We start from the raw sequence: 16337 nt of genomic DNA, 5'->3' as shown, positions 1-16337 counted from the left end.
GTCACGGTCGTAGTAGCACTAGACCAGCAGGAGGCGAATAGGTGCCGTACCGCTTGCTCAACGCAACTGGCTGTCCTTGCTGCCACGGCGGTTGTAACCGCTGAAAGCGGCGTTCTCGCGGTCGTGCTCAGCCTGGCAGTTCACGCACAGGCGCACACCAGGAATTGCCTGGCGACGGGCCTCGGGTATCACCGCGTCGCACTCTTCGCAGTGACGCAGGCTCTCCCCTTTCGGCAACTGGCTACGGGCACGCGCAACGGCGTCCTCGATGCTGCTGTCGATCTGTTCCTGCACTGCGTCGTCGCTTGCCCAACCACCTGCCATGTTCGACCTCCTCGCACTCTCCGAACAGATATGCGCCCGGAGAATGCGAAGTGCAAGTGCAGCCGGTCGCGACAGGCTACTCGCGGACTTCCATGAACTCCTTGGCCCAAAGGATGTAGTCCTCAGGCATGGTGTACTTGTGGGTCAGCTCGGTGGCATTGAGGTCGCAGGGCTGGGCGCCGCGCTGTTCGCGCAGGCTGTCGTAGGTGGCCTTGATCGCGGCGAAGTAGGCTGCGTGGCCGTTGACCACGATGCGCACGCCCAGGCGTGCCAAACGCTGGTTGTCGCGCAGTTCGGGGTTGCCGTAGGTGACCAGCATCAGCGGCACCTTGAGGCCCGAGGCGATCTGCTCCAGATGGGTGAAATCCTTGATCCCGACCAGGCAGATACCATCGGCGCCGGCGGCCTCGTAGGCGCGCGTGCGACGAATCACTTCGTCCACCTCCAGCACGCCGGCATGGGTACGGGCGATGATCGCCAGATCCGGATCGACGCGGGCTTCCAGCGCGGCGAGGATCTTACCGACGCCCTCCTCGATGGAAATCAGATCAGTGGACTTGCGGCCGAACTGGGCCGGTAGAAGGGTATCTTCGATGGTCAGCGCGGCAACACCGGCGCGTTCCAGCTCGACCACGGTGCGCATCACGTTGAGCGCGTTGCCGTAGCCGTGGTCGGCATCGGCGATTACCGGCAAGCGCGAGACGCGGCCGATACGCGCCGCCTGCTCGACGAACTCGCTCAAAGTGATCAGGGCGAAGTCCGGCGCACCGAGTACCTGCAGGGAGGCGACGGAGCCGCCAAGGATACCGACCTCGAAGTCGAGATCAGCGGCGATGCGGGCGGACATGGGATCGAAGACCGAAGCCGTGTGATAGCAGCGGTCGGAAGCCAGCAGGGCACGAAAAGCGCTGCGTAGCTCATGGTGGGATGCACGTTGCAGGATGGGCATGGGGCGTATTCCAAAGTCGGTTGAATCGCTTTTTTCTCTTTTTAGTAATGGCGTAGACGTGACGAATGCTAGCGCAAGGCACTTGCTGCCAGCTTTCAAACGAAGCGCCGTGGTCGATAACCAGCAAATTATCGGCCAGCCAGCTCCGCGGGCAGCGCCGGGAAGAAACCACCACCGGTCAGCAGGCCGTATGCCATCCACATGGCGACCGCCAAATAGAACAGCCGTGGCGCCCAGCTCGCCAGCATCTGCTGGCTCGCAGCCAGCTGTTGCGCCTGCAGGCGGGCAAAACGTAGCAGCGCCTCACCGGGCCGACCGGTCGCTTCACCGGTATTGAGCACGCCGATCAGCATGGCTTTGCCATGAAAGCTCAGCCCATCGAAAGCGCGCACCAACGACTGCCCAGCCGCGACCCGTGGTGCCAGATTGGCGAAATCCCGCCGCAGCCGCGCGCCGCTCACTGCACTGCAGGCGCGCGGCAGGGCGTCGAGCACGGGCATCCCGGCCTCCAGCAGCAGCCCGAGGCTGTCGCAGAAATTACGGACATCCGCCCGGCGCTGCAGGCTGCCCAACACCGGCAGAGCCAGCAGCAGATCGTCCAACGGGCCCGGTTGATCGGTTCGCCGCTGTTGCCAGCGCCGCCACAACGCCCGCACGCCGAACAGCAATGCCGACAGCCACAAGATCGGCATCAGCACAGCCGCCAGGTAGCCCGCGCCACTCAGACTTCCCCCAACTAAAGCAGGCAAGGGTTTGACCGCCAGCGCCAGCAGCAAAACCCCGGCCGGCAACAGCAGACGTGACTTCAACTCTGCGGCATAACGCGCCTGTTCGTCGTAGCGCTGCGCCAATTGCTCGTAGATATGCGCCAATGCCCCGGCCTCCTGCGCGGCTCGGACCAGGCCACTTTCCAACGGCGTGAACACGCCACTCAACTGGCCGGAAGTCGCCAGGTCGCGTCCGCCGCCGACCATCTGCCGCAGGCGCTTGACGGCGGCCTCGTGGCGCGCACCGAGATCCAGACTGACCAGCGCTCGATCGATAGGCACGCCCGCCCGCTCCATCGCGCCAAGGTGAGCGAACAAGCCGGCGCGACTGCGCAGATCGAGGGTGAGATGACGACGCGACATGATCGGACTCGGTGGATTGCAGCGCTCAGGTTAACCAGTCGCCGCGCGAGGCGCTACGGAGCGATGGGCGGCATCGGCGCATGCGGCAACCAGCGTTTCAGGATCGCCTCCAGGCTGCCGTCCTCATGCATCTGCTGTAATGCGCGCTGCCAGCGCACCACGCGCACCACAGAGGTCTGCGGAGAAAAGGCGATGTAGTAGGCCGAACGCATGAACGGCACGTGCGCGGTGACGTCCTGCGGCTTGAGGTCGACAGCGGCCAACTCGCCAGCCAAGGTCAAATCCTCAGTGGCGATCAGATTGACCCGGCCATGCTTGAGCATGGTCATCATCTGCTTCGAACTGGGTACGCCATAGAGGTTGGTGAAGCCCTTCGCGCTGAGGGTTTCGAAGGTGTACCACTGCTTGGGCAACGCCAGAGGTCCGCTGGCAGCGGCTTGCGCCAACGTGTCGATGACGAGGTTGCGGGACTTGAGCGAGTAGAAACTGGTAGTGCCGACCACTATGGGGCCGACCCACTGGAACCGGTCCTCACGCTCGGCTGTACGCACAGTGGAGAACAGCGCGATATCTTCCTGTTGCTGAGCCAGGTACAGCGCTCGCGTCCAGGGCATCAGCTCGATCTGTCCAGTGTCGCCGGTACGCGCCAGCAATGCCCTGACCACCTCGACAGCAAGACCGCTCGGTTCGCCCTCGCGCATGAAGCTCATCGGCGGCGCATCCTCGGTGAGCAGACGCAGCTGTGCCTGTACCGGAGCGCACAGCGCCAGCAGCAGAACACATAGCCATCGATTAATACACTTGGCCATCATCGCCCCTCTCGCTTGCAGCCTAGCAAGCCGGGGCGCACCGCGCAGCCGCTTCACTCGCTGCGCAGCAAGTCGACCAGGGTGCGCTCATCGGCCGCGGGGAACCAGTGGCGGTAGATCCGCTCCAGGCTGCCGTCCTGGCGCATCTGCTGCAGCGCCTGTTGCCAACGAGCGACCAGCGCCGGATCCGTATTCAGGGAAAAGGCGATATAGGAGTCGTTGGGCATCAGGTCGAACTGCTCCTGCAGCTGCCCGGCATTCATGCCCTGCTCGGCGAGCATGCCGTCGAGGGTCAGGTTGTTGGCCAGCAGCAGCTTGACCCGGCGATGGCGAAACATGCGCAGCATGTCCTGAGGCGTCGACACGCCATACAGGTTATCCAGGTTCTGTTCGCGCAACAGTTCGTAGCTGTACCACTGTTTGGGAATCGCCAGGGTGCCGAGGCGCCGGACGTCTTCGAGGCTGGCGACTCGAAGCCCAGCATCCTTGTGCGTGTAGAAACGCGTATAGCCGCGCGCGATCGGTCCGACCCACTGAAACTCGGCTTCGCGCTGCGCCGTACGTACGGTGGAGAACAATGCCGTGTCGGCCTGATGGCGAGCCTGGTGATAGCCGCGTGTCCAGGGCACCAGTTCGATATGCGCGGTCTCGCCAGTGCGGCGGATCAGCTCCTCGACCACGGCCACAGCCATGCCACTCGGCTTGCCATTTTCGAGATAGCTGAAGGGTCGATAGTCTTCGGTATACAGCCGCAAATCGGCAGCCGCCACATGGGCGCAGAGGCCGCAAAACAACAACAGAACGGCTACCGGGCACTTCAGATTCATCACACGCCACCGTCTAGAGCGCGCCCTACAGCGAATTCAGGACGGCCAGAACAAGGATCATAAACCCGCACCTGGCCCATCACCAAGGCTATTGCGGGGCTGTCATTTCAGCCAAATCCCTGGCGGTCACTACACGCGGTTCAAGTAGCAGTTGCAGGCGCGAAATGGCGCGTTCGCCACTCAGGGCCCGGTGCACCAGGCGCACCGCATGATCCCCCATGGCCTGCGGCTGCTGGAGCAACAGGGTATGAATCTCTCCCTCGCGCACGGCATCGAACAGCAGGTCGCCACCGTCGAAACCGACGAAGTCCAACGTACCGGCCTTGCCCAGTTGGCGCAGCGCCGCGAGGGTTGCCCGACTACTGGTGCCATTGGGGCTGAACAGGCCGTCGAGCTTGGGTAACTGCTGGCTCAAGGCCTCGGCGATGCGCTGGCGGTCATCCCCCAGGTAGGTATCGAACACCACCTGCAACCCAGTCGCCTGCGCCGCCAGCAGAAAGCCGCGCTCAAGCTCCTCGGTCGATTGCAGCCCTGGCCGCAAACGCAACACCCCCACTCTGCCACCGCGCCCGAGACGCTCTGCCAACTGCTGCCCGGCCAACTGGCCGGCAAGGAAGTTGTCGGTCGCCACCAGCGCATAGGCGCCTTCACCAGCGACACTGCGATCAACGTAGACGGTGGGAATGCCTTCGGCGCGCAAAGCAGCGATACGTGTGTCGATGGCGTCGCCAGCCGGTGCGATGATCAACGCCTTGCAGCCATGGGCGAGAACGTGGTCGATCAGTTGCAGTTGCACCTCGACGCGGCCCTCCTGTGCTGGCCCGCGGGTATAAAGTTCCAGCTGCAGGTCGGCGGCAGTACGCCTCGCGCCAGCCTCCAGCTCGGCCCAGTAGGACGAGGAGCCGGCCGGCACCAGGCCAATGCATTCACGCGCCCAGGCAGAGGGCACCGCCAGCCACGCGGCGCTCAGCAGCAGGCAAATGAAGGGGATGATTCTTGGCATGTTCGACTCCAGAGCCTCGCCATCACTTTAGCAGCGCCATTGCGCCGCGCGCCTCCTGTCGGCAAGCTGTCGACTCATACTTTTTCACATTCAAACCCGACAGTCGGGCTAGCTCTGGCGCGCCGGGCAGGCGATCATCGGGCTTCCTACGCAGACTCCAGTTACCATGACCGCCACCACTGACAGCCGTACCCCGACACACAAGCCCCGCCCGCTGATCGATCTGGCCATCAGCATCCTGATTCCCTCGTTCATTCTGATGAAGCTCAGTGGCGAGCACCGTCTCGGCGCCGATGGTGCGTTGATCCTGGCCCTGGCGTTCCCGCTGGCCTGGGGCGCGTTCGAGCTGATCAAATATCGCAAATTCAACTTCATCGCCCTGCTCGGCCTGATCAGCGTCGCGCTGACCGGCGGTATCGGCCTGCTCAAGCTCGACACCCAGTGGCTGGCAGTCAAGGAAGCGCTGATCCCCGGCCTGATCGGCATCGCCGTGCTGGTGTCGACCCGCACCCGCTACCCGCTGATCCGCACTCTGCTGTTCAACAAGACCGTGCTCAATATCGACAAGATCCACGACCGCCTGGAGCAAGGCGGCCATGTCGAGCACTTCGAGACGCGGCTGATGCGCGCCACCTACTGGCTCAGCGGCACCTTCTTCTTCTCCTCGTTCATGAACTATGTGCTGGCCAAGTGGATCGTGGTCAGCCCCGCCGGTACCGAAGCGTTCAACGACGAGCTGGGTCGCATGACCCTGCTCAGCTACCCGATGATCGCCATTCCCTCGATGATCATGCTGATGGCCATCTTCTACTACCTGTGGAAGACCATTCACGGCCTGACCGGCCTGAGCCTGGAAGAAATCTTGGCCAACACCGGCCAGGAATCGCAGCCCTGATCAGCGCCGACCTTCGGGTCGGCCGCGCTGAACATGCTTGGGCTTTCCGCCTATCCGGCTCTGTTTCTCTCCGCCTTTGGCGCGGCGACGCTGTTGCCGCTGCAGTCCGAAGCGGTGCTGGTCGCCTTGCTGCTGGCCGGCCAACATCCGCTCTGGGCCCTGTTGCTGGTGGCTACTCTGGGCAATGTGCTGGGCTCCTGGGTCAACTGGCTGCTGGGCCGCTCCATCGAACACTATCGCGAGCGCCGCTGGTTCCCGGTCAGCCCTGCTCGGTTACAGCAGGCACAGAGCTGGTACGCGCGCTATGGGCGCTGGTCGCTGCTGCTGAGCTGGATGCCGGTGATCGGCGACCCACTGACGCTGGTTGCCGGCGTAATGCGCGAGCGTCTGTGGGTGTTTCTGGCCATCGTCACCCTGGCTAAAGCGAGCCGCTACGCCGTGCTGGCGGCGCTGACGCTGGCATGGATATGAACGTATCAGGACAACCGCTGACACAACCACAAGAGGGTGCGAATGTGCTTGGCAGTTGAGTACAGGCTGCGCCTCCCTGATACTGCGCAGCGCGCCACGCGGGCACGATCCGCCACCGGCCGTTGCACAATGGCCGGATGGCCGATGAACAGCTGCCTCCCACAGAGGCATGCGGCCCCACTACCTCGGGGCCTAGCGAGCGAGGAATTGCGGTGTCTGTCGTAGAAGCCAAACCAAAACTGAAGCGCAGCGACCTGATCTGGACGCTGATCGGACTCAGTGCCGTGGTGCTGTCTGGCTTTCTGCTGTATCGCGAGTTGCGCAATATCTCCCTCGATGAGATCAAGGGGAGCATCGAAGCGATCTCCCACATGAACTGGCTGCTTGCCGCAGCGGCCACCCTCGGCGCGTACTGGGCACTGGCCTGGTACGACCGCATCGCCGTCGCTCACCTCGGCAAGAAGATTCCCTGGCGCTTCATCACCCTGTGCTCCTTCACCACCTATGCCCTGGCCCACAACATCGGCGCCTCGGTATTCTCAGGCGCAGTGGTGCGTTACCGGGCCTACCGCAGCAAGGGCCTGACGCCGCAGGAAATCGGCATCCTTATCGTTTTCTGCTCCTTTACCTTCGCCCTCGGCACCCTGCTCGCCAGCGGCTGCGTGCTGATCGCCCAGCCCGACCTGATCCACCGCGTCGCCAATGTCACTCCCCTGGTCTCGGTAGTCTTCGGCAGCGTCCTGCTGTGCCTGGTCGGCCTCTACGTGCTGGGCTCCTGGCGCCAGTTCAAACCCTGGACGCTGGGCAAGCTGCATGTGGAATATCCACGCCTGCCCATCGTCAGCCGCCAGTTGCTGGCCGGGCCACTGGAACTGCTCTGTGCGGCGGCGATCATCTATTTCGCCCTGCCGGCCGACAATCATCCCGGCTATCTGGTGGTGCTCGGCGTGTTCCTCGCTTCCTTCTCTCTGGCGCTGCTGTCCCATGCACCTGGCGGCCTGGGTGTACTGGAAGTGACCTTCCTCGCCGCACTGCCGGAGATTCCCGCTGCCGATGTGCTGGCGGCGCTTATCGTGTTCCGCGTGTTCTACCTGCTGCTGCCGTTCGCACTGTCACTGCTGGTGGTGCTGGGCTTCGAATGGACGCAGTGGAAGCGCAAGCGCGAAGAGAGCCTTGACCTGCCGTCCTGCCGTCCTGACGGCTCGCCGTCGCCGCGCGACTGACATAGAATGCGCGGCCGTTTTTCATGGCCTGCGTTTCATGTCTTTCTCCACTCCCGCCCGCGCCTGCGGCATCGACTTCGGCACCTCGAACTCCACCGTCGGCTGGCTGCGCCCCGGCCAGGACAGCCTGCTGGTACTCGAAGACGGCAAGATCACCCTGCCCTCGGTGATCTTCTTCAACACAGAGGAACGCCGCCCGGTCTACGGTCGCCTGGCCCTGCACGAATACCTGGAAGGCTACGAAGGACGCCTGATGCGCTCGCTCAAGAGCCTGCTGGGTTCCAAGCTGCTGAAGAGCGAAACCACCGTGCTGGGCAGCGCCCTGCCCTTCAAGGACCTGCTCGGCTTCTTCATCGGTGAGCTGAAAAAACGCGCCGAAGCCCAGGCCCAGCGGCCTTTCGAAGAAGTGGTACTGGGCCGCCCAGTGTTCTTCGTCGATGACGACCCAGCTGCCGACCAGGAAGCGCAAAACACCCTGGTAGCCGTGGCGCACAAGCTCGGTTTCAAGGACGTGTCGTTCCAGTACGAGCCCATCGCTGCGGCCTTCGACTACGAGTCGAACCTGGATCGCGAGGAGCTGGTGCTGATCGTCGACATCGGCGGTGGTACCTCGGACTTCTCTCTGGTGCGCCTGGCGCCCGAACGCCACCACCTGGCCGAACGCCAGAGCGACATCCTCGCCACCGGCGGCGTGCATATCGGCGGTACCGACTTCGACAAGCAGTTGTCGCTGGCCGGGGTGATGCCGTTGTTCGGCTATGGCAGCCGGATGAAGAGCGACGCCTTCATGCCCACCAGCTACCACCTCAACCTGGCCACCTGGCACACCATCAACGCGCTGTACGCGCAGAAGACCCAGTTGGCCCTGCAGAATATGCGCTACGACATCGTCGACGCCACCGGCATCGACCGCCTGTTCGGTCTGATCGAACAGCGCGCCGGGCACTGGCTGGCGATGCAGGTGGAAGAGAGCAAGATCGCCCTGAGCGAACAGGACGCGCGCCCCATCGACCTGTCACGCGTCGAACCAGGCCTGGTCGCCGAGCTGACCCGCCCGCTGTTCGAGAACGCCATCGAGCCACTGCTCGAACGCATCCGCGCGAGCCTCACGCAGTTGCTAGCCGATGCCGGCATCGCCGCTGATCAGGTCGATACGCTGTTCTTCACCGGAGGTTCCAGTGGCGTGCCGGCGCTGCGCCAGAGCGTGGCGGCGATGCTGCGCAATGCACGCAGCGTGGAAGGCAACACCTTCGGCAGCATTGGTAGTGGCCTGGCCATCGAAGCGAAAAAGCGCTACGGCTAGGCGCAGCGCTTTTGTAGGAGCGGCTTCAGCCGCGATTCCAGCCTCCCGCACAGACCAATCCGGCTGAAGAGCTCGCGGCTAAAGGATGTAGGGTGCGCCGTGCGCACGGCGCACCCTACCCGGAACGCTCCGCATGCACCTGATGATATTCTTGCCAACCTTTGATCCCCGAGGACATGCCCAATGAAAGCCCAGCTGGAAGAACTGATCGCCAAGATAAGCTCCGGCTGCCTGCCCGAGGACGAGATCGCCCGTATCGCTGACGAGGCCACGCAGGCCTATGCCGATCCGGCGGCCTTTCTCGCCGCCAACCCGGACGTCAACTACGACGACGAATTCCCCATCCCGCTGGGCGAGTGGGTGGTGGTCGGCAGCCTGCCGGAGACGGTGTTGTTCCAGGCCGACAGCTATGAAGAGCTGTTCCAGCGCATCACCGAATCCTTCGGCCCGCAAGTGCAGTTTGTGCTCAAGGCCAAGCAACTGGCCAAGACCGAACCGCTGAAAGCACTGAACCGCATTCAGGTGCAACTCTCGGCGCTGTCGCCGGAAACCGGTGGCTACGTGCTGGTGGACTTCAGCGAGCCACTGGATGACGAGCTGCAGGCCGTGCTGGTGTACGCCAGCGACCTGCCGCGGGTAATGGAGCTGGCGGTGGAAGTGGGCATCTATGCGGCACCGGCGCTGGAGGCGGCACAAGCACAGGCGGATGCCTGAGCCCTGGGGGAACGCCCGTCCCTGGCCGCAGTCACTAGCTCTATTCGATCAGCCACAACCGCAAGGAAATCGTCATGAAGATTTTGCTGGTACTGACTTCCCACGACCGCCTCGGCGACACCGGCCACAAGACCGGCTTCTGGCTGGAAGAGTTCGCCGCGCCCTATTACAGCTTCAAGGATGCCGGCGCCCAGCTGACCCTGGCCTCGCCCAAGGGCGGGCAGCCGCCCATCGATCCGAAGAGCGATGACGAGAGCGCACAGACTGACGCCACTCGCCGCTTCGCCGGCGATGCCGAGGCCCAACGCGAACTGGCCAACACCCTGCCGCTGGCGCAGGTGCGTGCAGAAGAATTCGATGCGCTGTTCTACCCCGGCGGCCATGGCCCGCTGTGGGATCTGGCCGAAAGCGCCGCCTCCATCGCCCTGATCGAACGTTTCCAGGCGCTCGGCAAGCCGGTCGGTGCGGTCTGCCATGCGCCGGGCGTGCTGCGCCACGTCAAGGGCAGCGACGGCAAGCCGCTGGTCGCCGGCAAGCGCGTCACCGGTTTCAGCAATAGCGAAGAGGAAGCGGTGCAACTGACCCAGGTGGTGCCCTTCCTGGTCGAGGACATGCTCAAGGCCAATGGTGGCCTGTATGCCCGTGGCGATGACTGGCAGAGCCATATCGAGGTCGACGGCCTGCTGGTCACCGGGCAGAACCCAGCTTCTTCCGAGGCCAGCGCCGAAGCGCTGCTCAAACTGCTTGAGGGGCGCGCATGAGCATCGCCATCTTTGCCAGCATCCAGGCCAAGCCCGAACACCGCGACGAAATGCTGCAAGCGCTGCGGCAGATGGTCAGCGCCACCCGCGCCGAGCCCGGCAACCTGCGCTACGACCTGTTCGAGCGTGACGGCGCGCCCGGCACCTTCGATCTCTACGAGCTGTACGTGGATCGCGCAGCAGTAGAGGCGCACCGGCAAAGCGCGCATTACCTCGACTACCGCCAGCGCACCGCCGCCTGGCTGGCCAACCCACCCGAAGTGAAGGTCAGCCTGCCGCTTGATCTGGCGCCTTGAGCCGACCTGCGGGCGTCGCTGACGACGCCCGCACTCAGAAGCCCATCAGCATCATCCAGGCCGGCAGGCTGACTGCCGCCAACAGCGTCGACAGCGAAATCGCCGCACTGACGCTGCGGTTGTCATCAGCCGTGCGGGAAAACGCCATCACGTTGACTCCGCTCGGGCAGGCCGCGAGCAGCACCATCACCGTCCGCGCGGAATCGTTGAGGCCTGGCAGCAGGCCACTCAATGTCCACACCAAGGCCGGGAACAGCAGCAGCTTGACCAGCGCCACGCCCCAGGCCTCGGCAGTCGGTCGCAGCCGATAGCGCGACAGACTCGCGCCCAGCACGATCAGCGCACAAGGCAGGGCGGCCTGGCCCAGCCAGGTCACCGCGCGCCACAGGCTGTCTGGCACCACCAGCCCGGAAAGATTGAGCAAGGCGCCCAACAACAGGCCGATGATCATCGGGTTGGCCAGATTCTTCAGCAGAGCACGCCCGTCGACCCGTTCCTGGCTGCCGAAGGCCGCATAGAAGCTCTGCAGGGAAAACAGCGTGAGGCTGTGAAACACCAGAATGGCGAAGACATAGAGCAGGCCGTCATTACCCATCAGGCTGGCGATCAGCGGGATGCCGACCAGTACGTTGTTGGAGAACGCCGCCACCAATCCCAGCGGCGTCGCCGTACCGCGCCGCCAATGCGCTAGCGCGTTGACCACGACGAACACCAGCAGTACCGGCAGGTAATAGGCCAACAACAACATCGGCGACAGCCCTTCGGCCAGCGATGCCTTGGCGATACCCGCAAACAGCAGCGTCGGCATGAACAGCTTGAAGGTGATGTTGGCCAGACCGGCCGCCGACTCGGTGGTGAGCCACTGGCGCCAGCCGAGCAGATAGCCGAGAACGATCAGAGCGAAGATCGGCAAAATGGCCTGTGCGGCGAGCATGGCTGAGGCGGCCTCCTGGGACTGCTGAAGAGGACGGATCGAGCTCGACCCGCGAGGGCCGCCAAGCATACGCGTGCCGAACGCTCAGCGCGACGCCTTGCGAAACATCCGCCGCCAAGCTTGACACCCAGCCAGAAGCACCGAAATAGAGCGCCCCGATCAAGTATTGAGGGGATCGATGTTCACTATCAGGTCAGTCAAATTCTTATCTTCGCTCATGTCCTCAAGAATTAGCTCCGAAGCCACTTATTACTCCCCAACGGAGAGAACGACATGAAAACTCAACTTAGCCTTGCAGCCCTGGCCCTGAGCCTGATGACCACCAGTGTATTCGCCGCCCCTAGCAGCGCCCCCTTCCCTCTGGTGGGTGAAACCAAGGACAGCCAGGTCCAACAGCAACCCGTCGCCCCGCTGGCCGAAGACGGCGCCGACCGCACCCCCGGTGCCCAGCGCGTTCAGCTGGTAGAAGGTGGTTATGAGCGTACGCCGGGTGCACAGCGCGTTCAGCTGGCTGAAGGCGGCTATGAACGCACTCCGGGTGCCCAACGTGTTCAGTTGGCCGAAGGTGGTTACGAACGTACTCCTGGCGCACAGCGCATCCAACTGGCTGAAGATGGCTCTGACCGCACTCCCGGCAACCAGCGTATCCAGCTGGTAGAAGGCGGATATGAGCGTACCCCTGGTGCCCAACGCGTTCAGCTGGCCGAAGGCGGTTACGAACGTACTCCTGGCGCACAGCGTCTACAGCTGGCCGAAGGCGGCTCTGATCGCCTGATCGAGCAACGTGGACGTACTGCATAAGTGCTATCGCAACCCCCCAAGCCCGGCACAGCAGACTGTGTGAAAACCTAGCAGTCTGAGAGCAAGCTGAAGACAATGCCTCCATCAGTCGATGGGGGCATTGTCGTTTATGGGCTACATCCAGGGCGAAGGTCGTCAGCAAAGCAGCCTGTTTCCTCCCACATTGGAGGAGCTGGTGCCGGAGGATCACCTGGTACGGGTGATCGAGGCCTATGTCGCCCGCCTGGATCTGCAGGCTCTGGGTTTCAGCAAGGCCGAACCACTCAAGACTGGACGTCCTGGCTATGATCCAGCGGATCTACTCAAGCTTTATCTGTACGGTTACTTCCAGCGCATCCGCTCCTCCCGGCGCCTGGAAGCTGAGTGCCAACGCAATGTCGAGGTGATGTGGCTGCTGGGCCGATTGGCACCGGATTTCAAGACCATTGCTGATTTTCGCAAGGACAACAGCGCTGCTTTTCAGGCGACCTGCCGCACCTTCGTCCAGTTCTGTCGCCAGGTGGGGCTGATCAGTGGGCAACTCGTGGCCATCGATGGCAGCAAGTTTCAGGCGGTAGCGTCGCAACGCAAGCACCTGAGCCTGACGAAGCTCAAGCGTCAACAAGGCAAGCTGGAGGCGCAGATCGCCCGTTATCTGGCCGAACTGGGCGAGGCTGACCGCAGTGAGGCCGCTGAAGTGGTTGATCGCAGTGCGGTCAAGGCTGCACTGCAGCAGCTGGAGAGCCGACATGCCGATAACCTGACAGCCCAGGCGTTGATGGAGGTACAGGGGCTGGAGCAGTTCGTCGTGGGTGAGAGCGAGGCGCGCATGATGCGTACCCACCAGGGGGCTCGCGTGGCTTATAACGTGCAAAACGCGGTGGATGGCGAGCATGGGCTGATCGTGCATCATGCTGTCACTCAGGGCAGCAGCGATAACCAGCAACTGGAACCTATGGCCAAGGCCGCCCAGGCGATCCTGGCGCAGGAAGATCTGACGGTTACAGCCGATGCGGGCTACTCCAGTGGTGAGCAGTTTCAAGCGTGTGATGATGCTGGGATTACGGCCTATGTGCCGGAGAATCGGGGCATAAATAACAAGGGCGACGACACGCCGCTATTCGATCGCAGCGCCTTCAGCTACGACGCAGAAAACGACCAGTACCAATGCCCTGCAGGCCAATGGTTACCGCTCAAGCAGGTAAACGGCCTACAGCGCATTTATGCTCTACGCGGCGACTGCACGGCTTGTCCATTGAAATCACGCTGCACCAAGGCTAAACGTCGACAAGTGACTCGGCATGTCCATGAGGCCGCATTCGAGCGCATGCATCAGCGGATGCAGGTGCATCCAGAGATGATGGTCAGGCGCCGATCCATCGTCGAACATCCCTTCGGCAACCTGAAGCAATGGATTTTGGGTAATGGTCGCTTCCTGCTCCGACAACTGCAGGGCGCTCGGACGGAAATGGCCCTGGCGGTCAACGCCTACAACCTGAAGCGTGCCATCAATGTGATGGGTGCCCGTCGGCTGATCGAGCTGTTGGGGTAAATCCCGCCTTCCATTTCCAAGCATCAAAAACACCAACGCCCCGAACCAGTCGGGGCGTTGGATTTTTCTGGCGTCAGTGCGTTTTCACACGCTCTGACAGGCCGGGCTTTTTCATGCCTGCGATTTATAGGCGAGCGCGCACCGGCACGCAGCGAGTCACGCCGTCCCTGCAGAGGGCAAGCGGTAGATCCAGATACGTCGCAGCACAGTCGCAAACTGCCCCCACAAGGTGCCGCAGTTGTAATGCTGGCCATAACGTTCGGCGATCAAGCGCACCTCACGCGCCAGTTCGGCATAGCGCCGCGCGGGCAGATCCGGGAACAGGTGATGCTCGATCTGATGGCTGAGGTTGCCGGTCAAAATATGCAGCAGCGGCCCACCGGACAGGTTGCTCGAGCCGCGCAGTTGCCGCAAATACCAGTGCCCGCGCGTCTCCCCTTGCAAAATTTCTGGTGCAAAGACCGCCGCCTTCTCGGTGAAATGGCCGCAGAAGATCACCAGAAAGGTCCATAGATTGCGCAGCAGATTGGCCACCAGATTGCCCGTCAGCACAGCCACGGCATTGGCACCGAGCAGCAAGGCCAGCAGCGGAAATGCCAGATAGTCCTTGCCCCACTGCCGCGCCAGCTTGGCACCGAACTGACGTGCCAGCGGACGTACCTCCTCCTTGCTGATGCGGCCTTTCACCAGTTTGTCCAGGCGCAGGTGCTGGATCGCCACCGCGTACTGGAACAGCAGCGCCTGGATCGTCACCCACAGCGGCTGCCAGCGGTAGAAAGGCTTCCAACGCTGCTCCGGGAACAGCCGCACCACGCCGTAGCCAACGTCATCGTCCATGCCCAGCACGTTGGTGTAGGTGTGATGCACATGGTTATGGGTGTGCCGCCAGAAGTCCGCGGGGCCGACGATGTCCCATTCATACTGGCGCCCGGCGAATTCCGGGTCGTTCATCCAGTCGTACTGGCCGTGCATCACGTTGTGGCCCAGCTCCATGTTCTCGAGGATCTTGCCCAGCCCCAGCAAGAACGTGCCGAGCAGCCAGGTCGGTGGGAACCAGCCAAACATCAGCAGCGCACGGCCAGCCCAGCAACATAGGCGCACCACCCCACGCACACGGCGGATGTAGCGCGCATCGGCCTCGCCCAGGTCGGCCAGGGTGCGCTGGCGCAACGTATCCAGTTCCTGACCGAAGGCTTCGAGCCCGGCAGGGGTCAACTCACGATCGGGACGATGGCTCACAGGTCGATCTCCACATCCCCATGCGGGGCGCTGACACATAGACGGATGGGCTGCCCCGGTTCGGCGAACAGTTCACCGCTGCGCAGATCACGCACCGTGCCGGCCAGCAGCAAACAGGTACAACTGGTGCAGATGCCCTGGCGACAGCCATGAGCCGGACGCAGCCCAGCAGTTTCGGCCTGCTCCAGCAGACTTGCATTGCTGCTGCCGGAAACCCGCTGCCGACTCCGGGCGAAGCTCAAGCGGACTTCGCCAGCCGCCGTTTCGGCCAGCATCGGAAGCGGACTGAAGCTTTCCGATTGCAGGCTGCTCCCGCGTCCGGCGTCATGCCACCAGCTACATGCCTGCTCGACGAAACCACGCGGACCACAGACCCGCAGATGATCGCCCGGCAACGCAGCCAGCCGTTCGGCGGACAGGCGATCACCCTCGCCACTGAAAAGCCAGTGCACCTGGAAGTTGGCATGAAGTGCCGCCAATGCCTGCAACTCTTCGGCAAAGGCCTGTTGCCCCTGACGGCGCACCTGATGCAGCAGTGTCACCGGTGCAGTGAAGCCACGCGCCAGAGCATCGCGCAGCAGGCCGAACAATGGCGTGATGCCACTGCCTGCTGCCATGAGCAGCACAGCTCCTTGCTCCTGCGGCCAGGTGAATTCACCGAATGCCTGGCCCAGTTCGATCACCTGACCGACCGCGAGGTGGTCGAGCAGCAGATTGGACAGGCGCCCATCCGGCTGGCGTTTGATCGCGATCTCGATGCGCCCGTCGGCTGCCACCGACGTCAGGCTGTAACTGCGTCCGTGGCGAACCCCGTTCTGCTCCAGATACAGCTGGACATGCTGCCCGGCCCGCCAGTTCTGCGCATTGCCATTGCAACGCAACTCCAGCGCCAGCATGTCTTCAGCCACCCAACGACGCGCCTCGACCTGCGCGAACACACGATTGAGGCGCAGCGTCGGGTGCAACTGGCGCAGGCATAGATCGACATCCGCCTCACGCAGCCAACCACCGTCACAAAGCCTACGTAGCGGCCGCAGACAACCCGCAACCCAGCGCGCCCCAGAAAGGGAAAGTAAAGCCATTCAATAAATCCAGTGAACACTTGTGCACAAGACTGGCAGAAAGCA

The 16337-nt window shown here is 63.0% G+C and carries 18 protein-coding genes; 9 read left to right on the top strand and 9 right to left on the bottom strand.

The genetic code is table 11. The features are described 5' to 3' along the window. Positions 1-57 precede the first annotated feature (57 nt). The 6 genes from AAEQ75_RS11985 to AAEQ75_RS11960 all read right to left on the bottom strand — a co-directional run bounded on the left by AAEQ75_RS11985 (position 58) and on the right by AAEQ75_RS11960 (position 5042). Positions 58-324, bottom strand: coding sequence for a DksA/TraR family C4-type zinc finger protein (locus AAEQ75_RS11985; protein ID WP_115292376.1), 267 nt, complete (start codon positions 322-324; stop codon positions 58-60). Positions 325-400: 76 nt separating this feature from the next. After that, positions 401-1264 (bottom strand): isocitrate lyase/PEP mutase family protein, encoded by an 864-nt coding sequence (locus tag AAEQ75_RS11980; protein ID WP_343352376.1) that lies wholly within the window; start codon positions 1262-1264, stop codon positions 401-403. Positions 1265-1401: 137 nt separating this feature from the next. Further along, on the bottom strand, positions 1402-2403 hold the full coding sequence (locus AAEQ75_RS11975; RefSeq protein ID WP_125833512.1) for a type II secretion system F family protein: 1002 nt from the start codon (positions 2401-2403) through the stop codon (positions 1402-1404). 53 nt (positions 2404-2456) lie between these two features. Beyond that, positions 2457-3215 (bottom strand): substrate-binding periplasmic protein, encoded by a 759-nt coding sequence (locus AAEQ75_RS11970; RefSeq protein ID WP_343348955.1) that lies wholly within the window; start codon positions 3213-3215, stop codon positions 2457-2459. A 50-nt stretch (positions 3216-3265) separates the two neighbouring features. Further along, positions 3266-4039: a substrate-binding periplasmic protein gene (locus AAEQ75_RS11965; protein WP_343348953.1), complete on the bottom strand. Its 774-nt coding sequence runs from the start codon at positions 4037-4039 to the stop codon at positions 3266-3268. A gap of 88 nt (positions 4040-4127) precedes the next feature. Further along, positions 4128-5042, bottom strand: coding sequence for a substrate-binding domain-containing protein (locus AAEQ75_RS11960; protein WP_343348951.1), 915 nt, complete (start codon positions 5040-5042; stop codon positions 4128-4130). 166 nt (positions 5043-5208) lie between these two features. Between AAEQ75_RS11960 and AAEQ75_RS11955 the strand changes: the two genes are divergently transcribed. The 7 genes from AAEQ75_RS11955 (at position 5209) to AAEQ75_RS11925 (ending at position 10705) form a co-directional block, all read left to right on the top strand. Further along, positions 5209-5937, top strand: coding sequence for a VC0807 family protein (locus tag AAEQ75_RS11955; RefSeq protein WP_343348949.1), 729 nt, complete (start codon positions 5209-5211; stop codon positions 5935-5937). 33 nt (positions 5938-5970) lie between these two features. Next, positions 5971-6408, top strand: a complete 438-nt coding sequence (locus tag AAEQ75_RS11950; RefSeq protein WP_343348947.1) for a YqaA family protein — start codon at positions 5971-5973, stop codon at positions 6406-6408. Positions 6409-6620: 212 nt separating this feature from the next. After that, positions 6621-7631, top strand: a complete 1011-nt coding sequence (locus AAEQ75_RS11945; protein ID WP_343348946.1) for a lysylphosphatidylglycerol synthase transmembrane domain-containing protein — start codon at positions 6621-6623, stop codon at positions 7629-7631. Between the two features lie 37 nt (positions 7632-7668). Beyond that, complete coding sequence (locus AAEQ75_RS11940; RefSeq protein ID WP_343348944.1) at positions 7669-8934, top strand: Hsp70 family protein; 1266 nt, start codon at positions 7669-7671, stop codon at positions 8932-8934. Positions 8935-9117: 183 nt separating this feature from the next. Then, the gene (locus AAEQ75_RS11935) at positions 9118-9648 is read left to right on the top strand and encodes a hypothetical protein (protein ID WP_343348942.1); all 531 of its coding nucleotides are present in this window, start codon (positions 9118-9120) and stop codon (positions 9646-9648) included. 74 nt (positions 9649-9722) lie between these two features. Then, positions 9723-10409, top strand: a complete 687-nt coding sequence (locus AAEQ75_RS11930) for a type 1 glutamine amidotransferase domain-containing protein (protein WP_343348940.1) — start codon at positions 9723-9725, stop codon at positions 10407-10409. Further along, positions 10406-10705, top strand: a complete 300-nt coding sequence (locus AAEQ75_RS11925) for a putative quinol monooxygenase (RefSeq protein ID WP_343348938.1) — start codon at positions 10406-10408, stop codon at positions 10703-10705. The genes AAEQ75_RS11930 and AAEQ75_RS11925 overlap by 4 nt, the downstream gene beginning before the upstream one ends. Positions 10706-10739: 34 nt before the next feature. On the opposite strand, the gene AAEQ75_RS11920 is transcribed toward AAEQ75_RS11925, so the two are convergent. After that, positions 10740-11639, bottom strand: a complete 900-nt coding sequence (locus AAEQ75_RS11920) for an AEC family transporter (RefSeq protein ID WP_343348936.1) — start codon at positions 11637-11639, stop codon at positions 10740-10742. Positions 11640-11912: 273 nt separating this feature from the next. Between AAEQ75_RS11920 and AAEQ75_RS11915 the strand changes: the two genes are divergently transcribed. After that, positions 11913-12440, top strand: a complete 528-nt coding sequence (locus AAEQ75_RS11915; protein WP_343348934.1) for a hypothetical protein — start codon at positions 11913-11915, stop codon at positions 12438-12440. A gap of 109 nt (positions 12441-12549) precedes the next feature. Then, on the top strand, positions 12550-13971 hold the full coding sequence (locus AAEQ75_RS11910) for an IS1182 family transposase (protein WP_343352326.1): 1422 nt from the start codon (positions 12550-12552) through the stop codon (positions 13969-13971). Positions 13972-14127: 156 nt separating this feature from the next. Here the strand turns inward: AAEQ75_RS11910 and AAEQ75_RS11905 are convergent, their stop codons facing one another. Next, a complete protein-coding gene (locus AAEQ75_RS11905; protein WP_343348932.1) occupies positions 14128-15249 on the bottom strand; it encodes a fatty acid desaturase family protein in 1122 nt (373 codons plus the stop codon). Continuing rightward, positions 15207-16292 carry a ferredoxin reductase gene (locus AAEQ75_RS11900; protein WP_343348930.1) on the bottom strand — a complete coding sequence of 362 codons (1086 nt, stop codon included), beginning with the start codon at positions 16290-16292 and terminating at the stop codon, positions 15207-15209. The genes AAEQ75_RS11905 and AAEQ75_RS11900 overlap by 43 nt, the downstream gene beginning before the upstream one ends. Positions 16293-16337 lie beyond the last annotated feature (45 nt).

This window comes from Pseudomonas sediminis (assembly GCF_039555755.1).
Classification (GTDB): domain Bacteria; phylum Pseudomonadota; class Gammaproteobacteria; order Pseudomonadales; family Pseudomonadaceae; genus Aquipseudomonas; species Aquipseudomonas mendocina_D.
The sequence above is the reverse complement of the archived record's forward strand: the minus strand, read 5'-3'. Positions and strand labels throughout refer to the sequence as shown.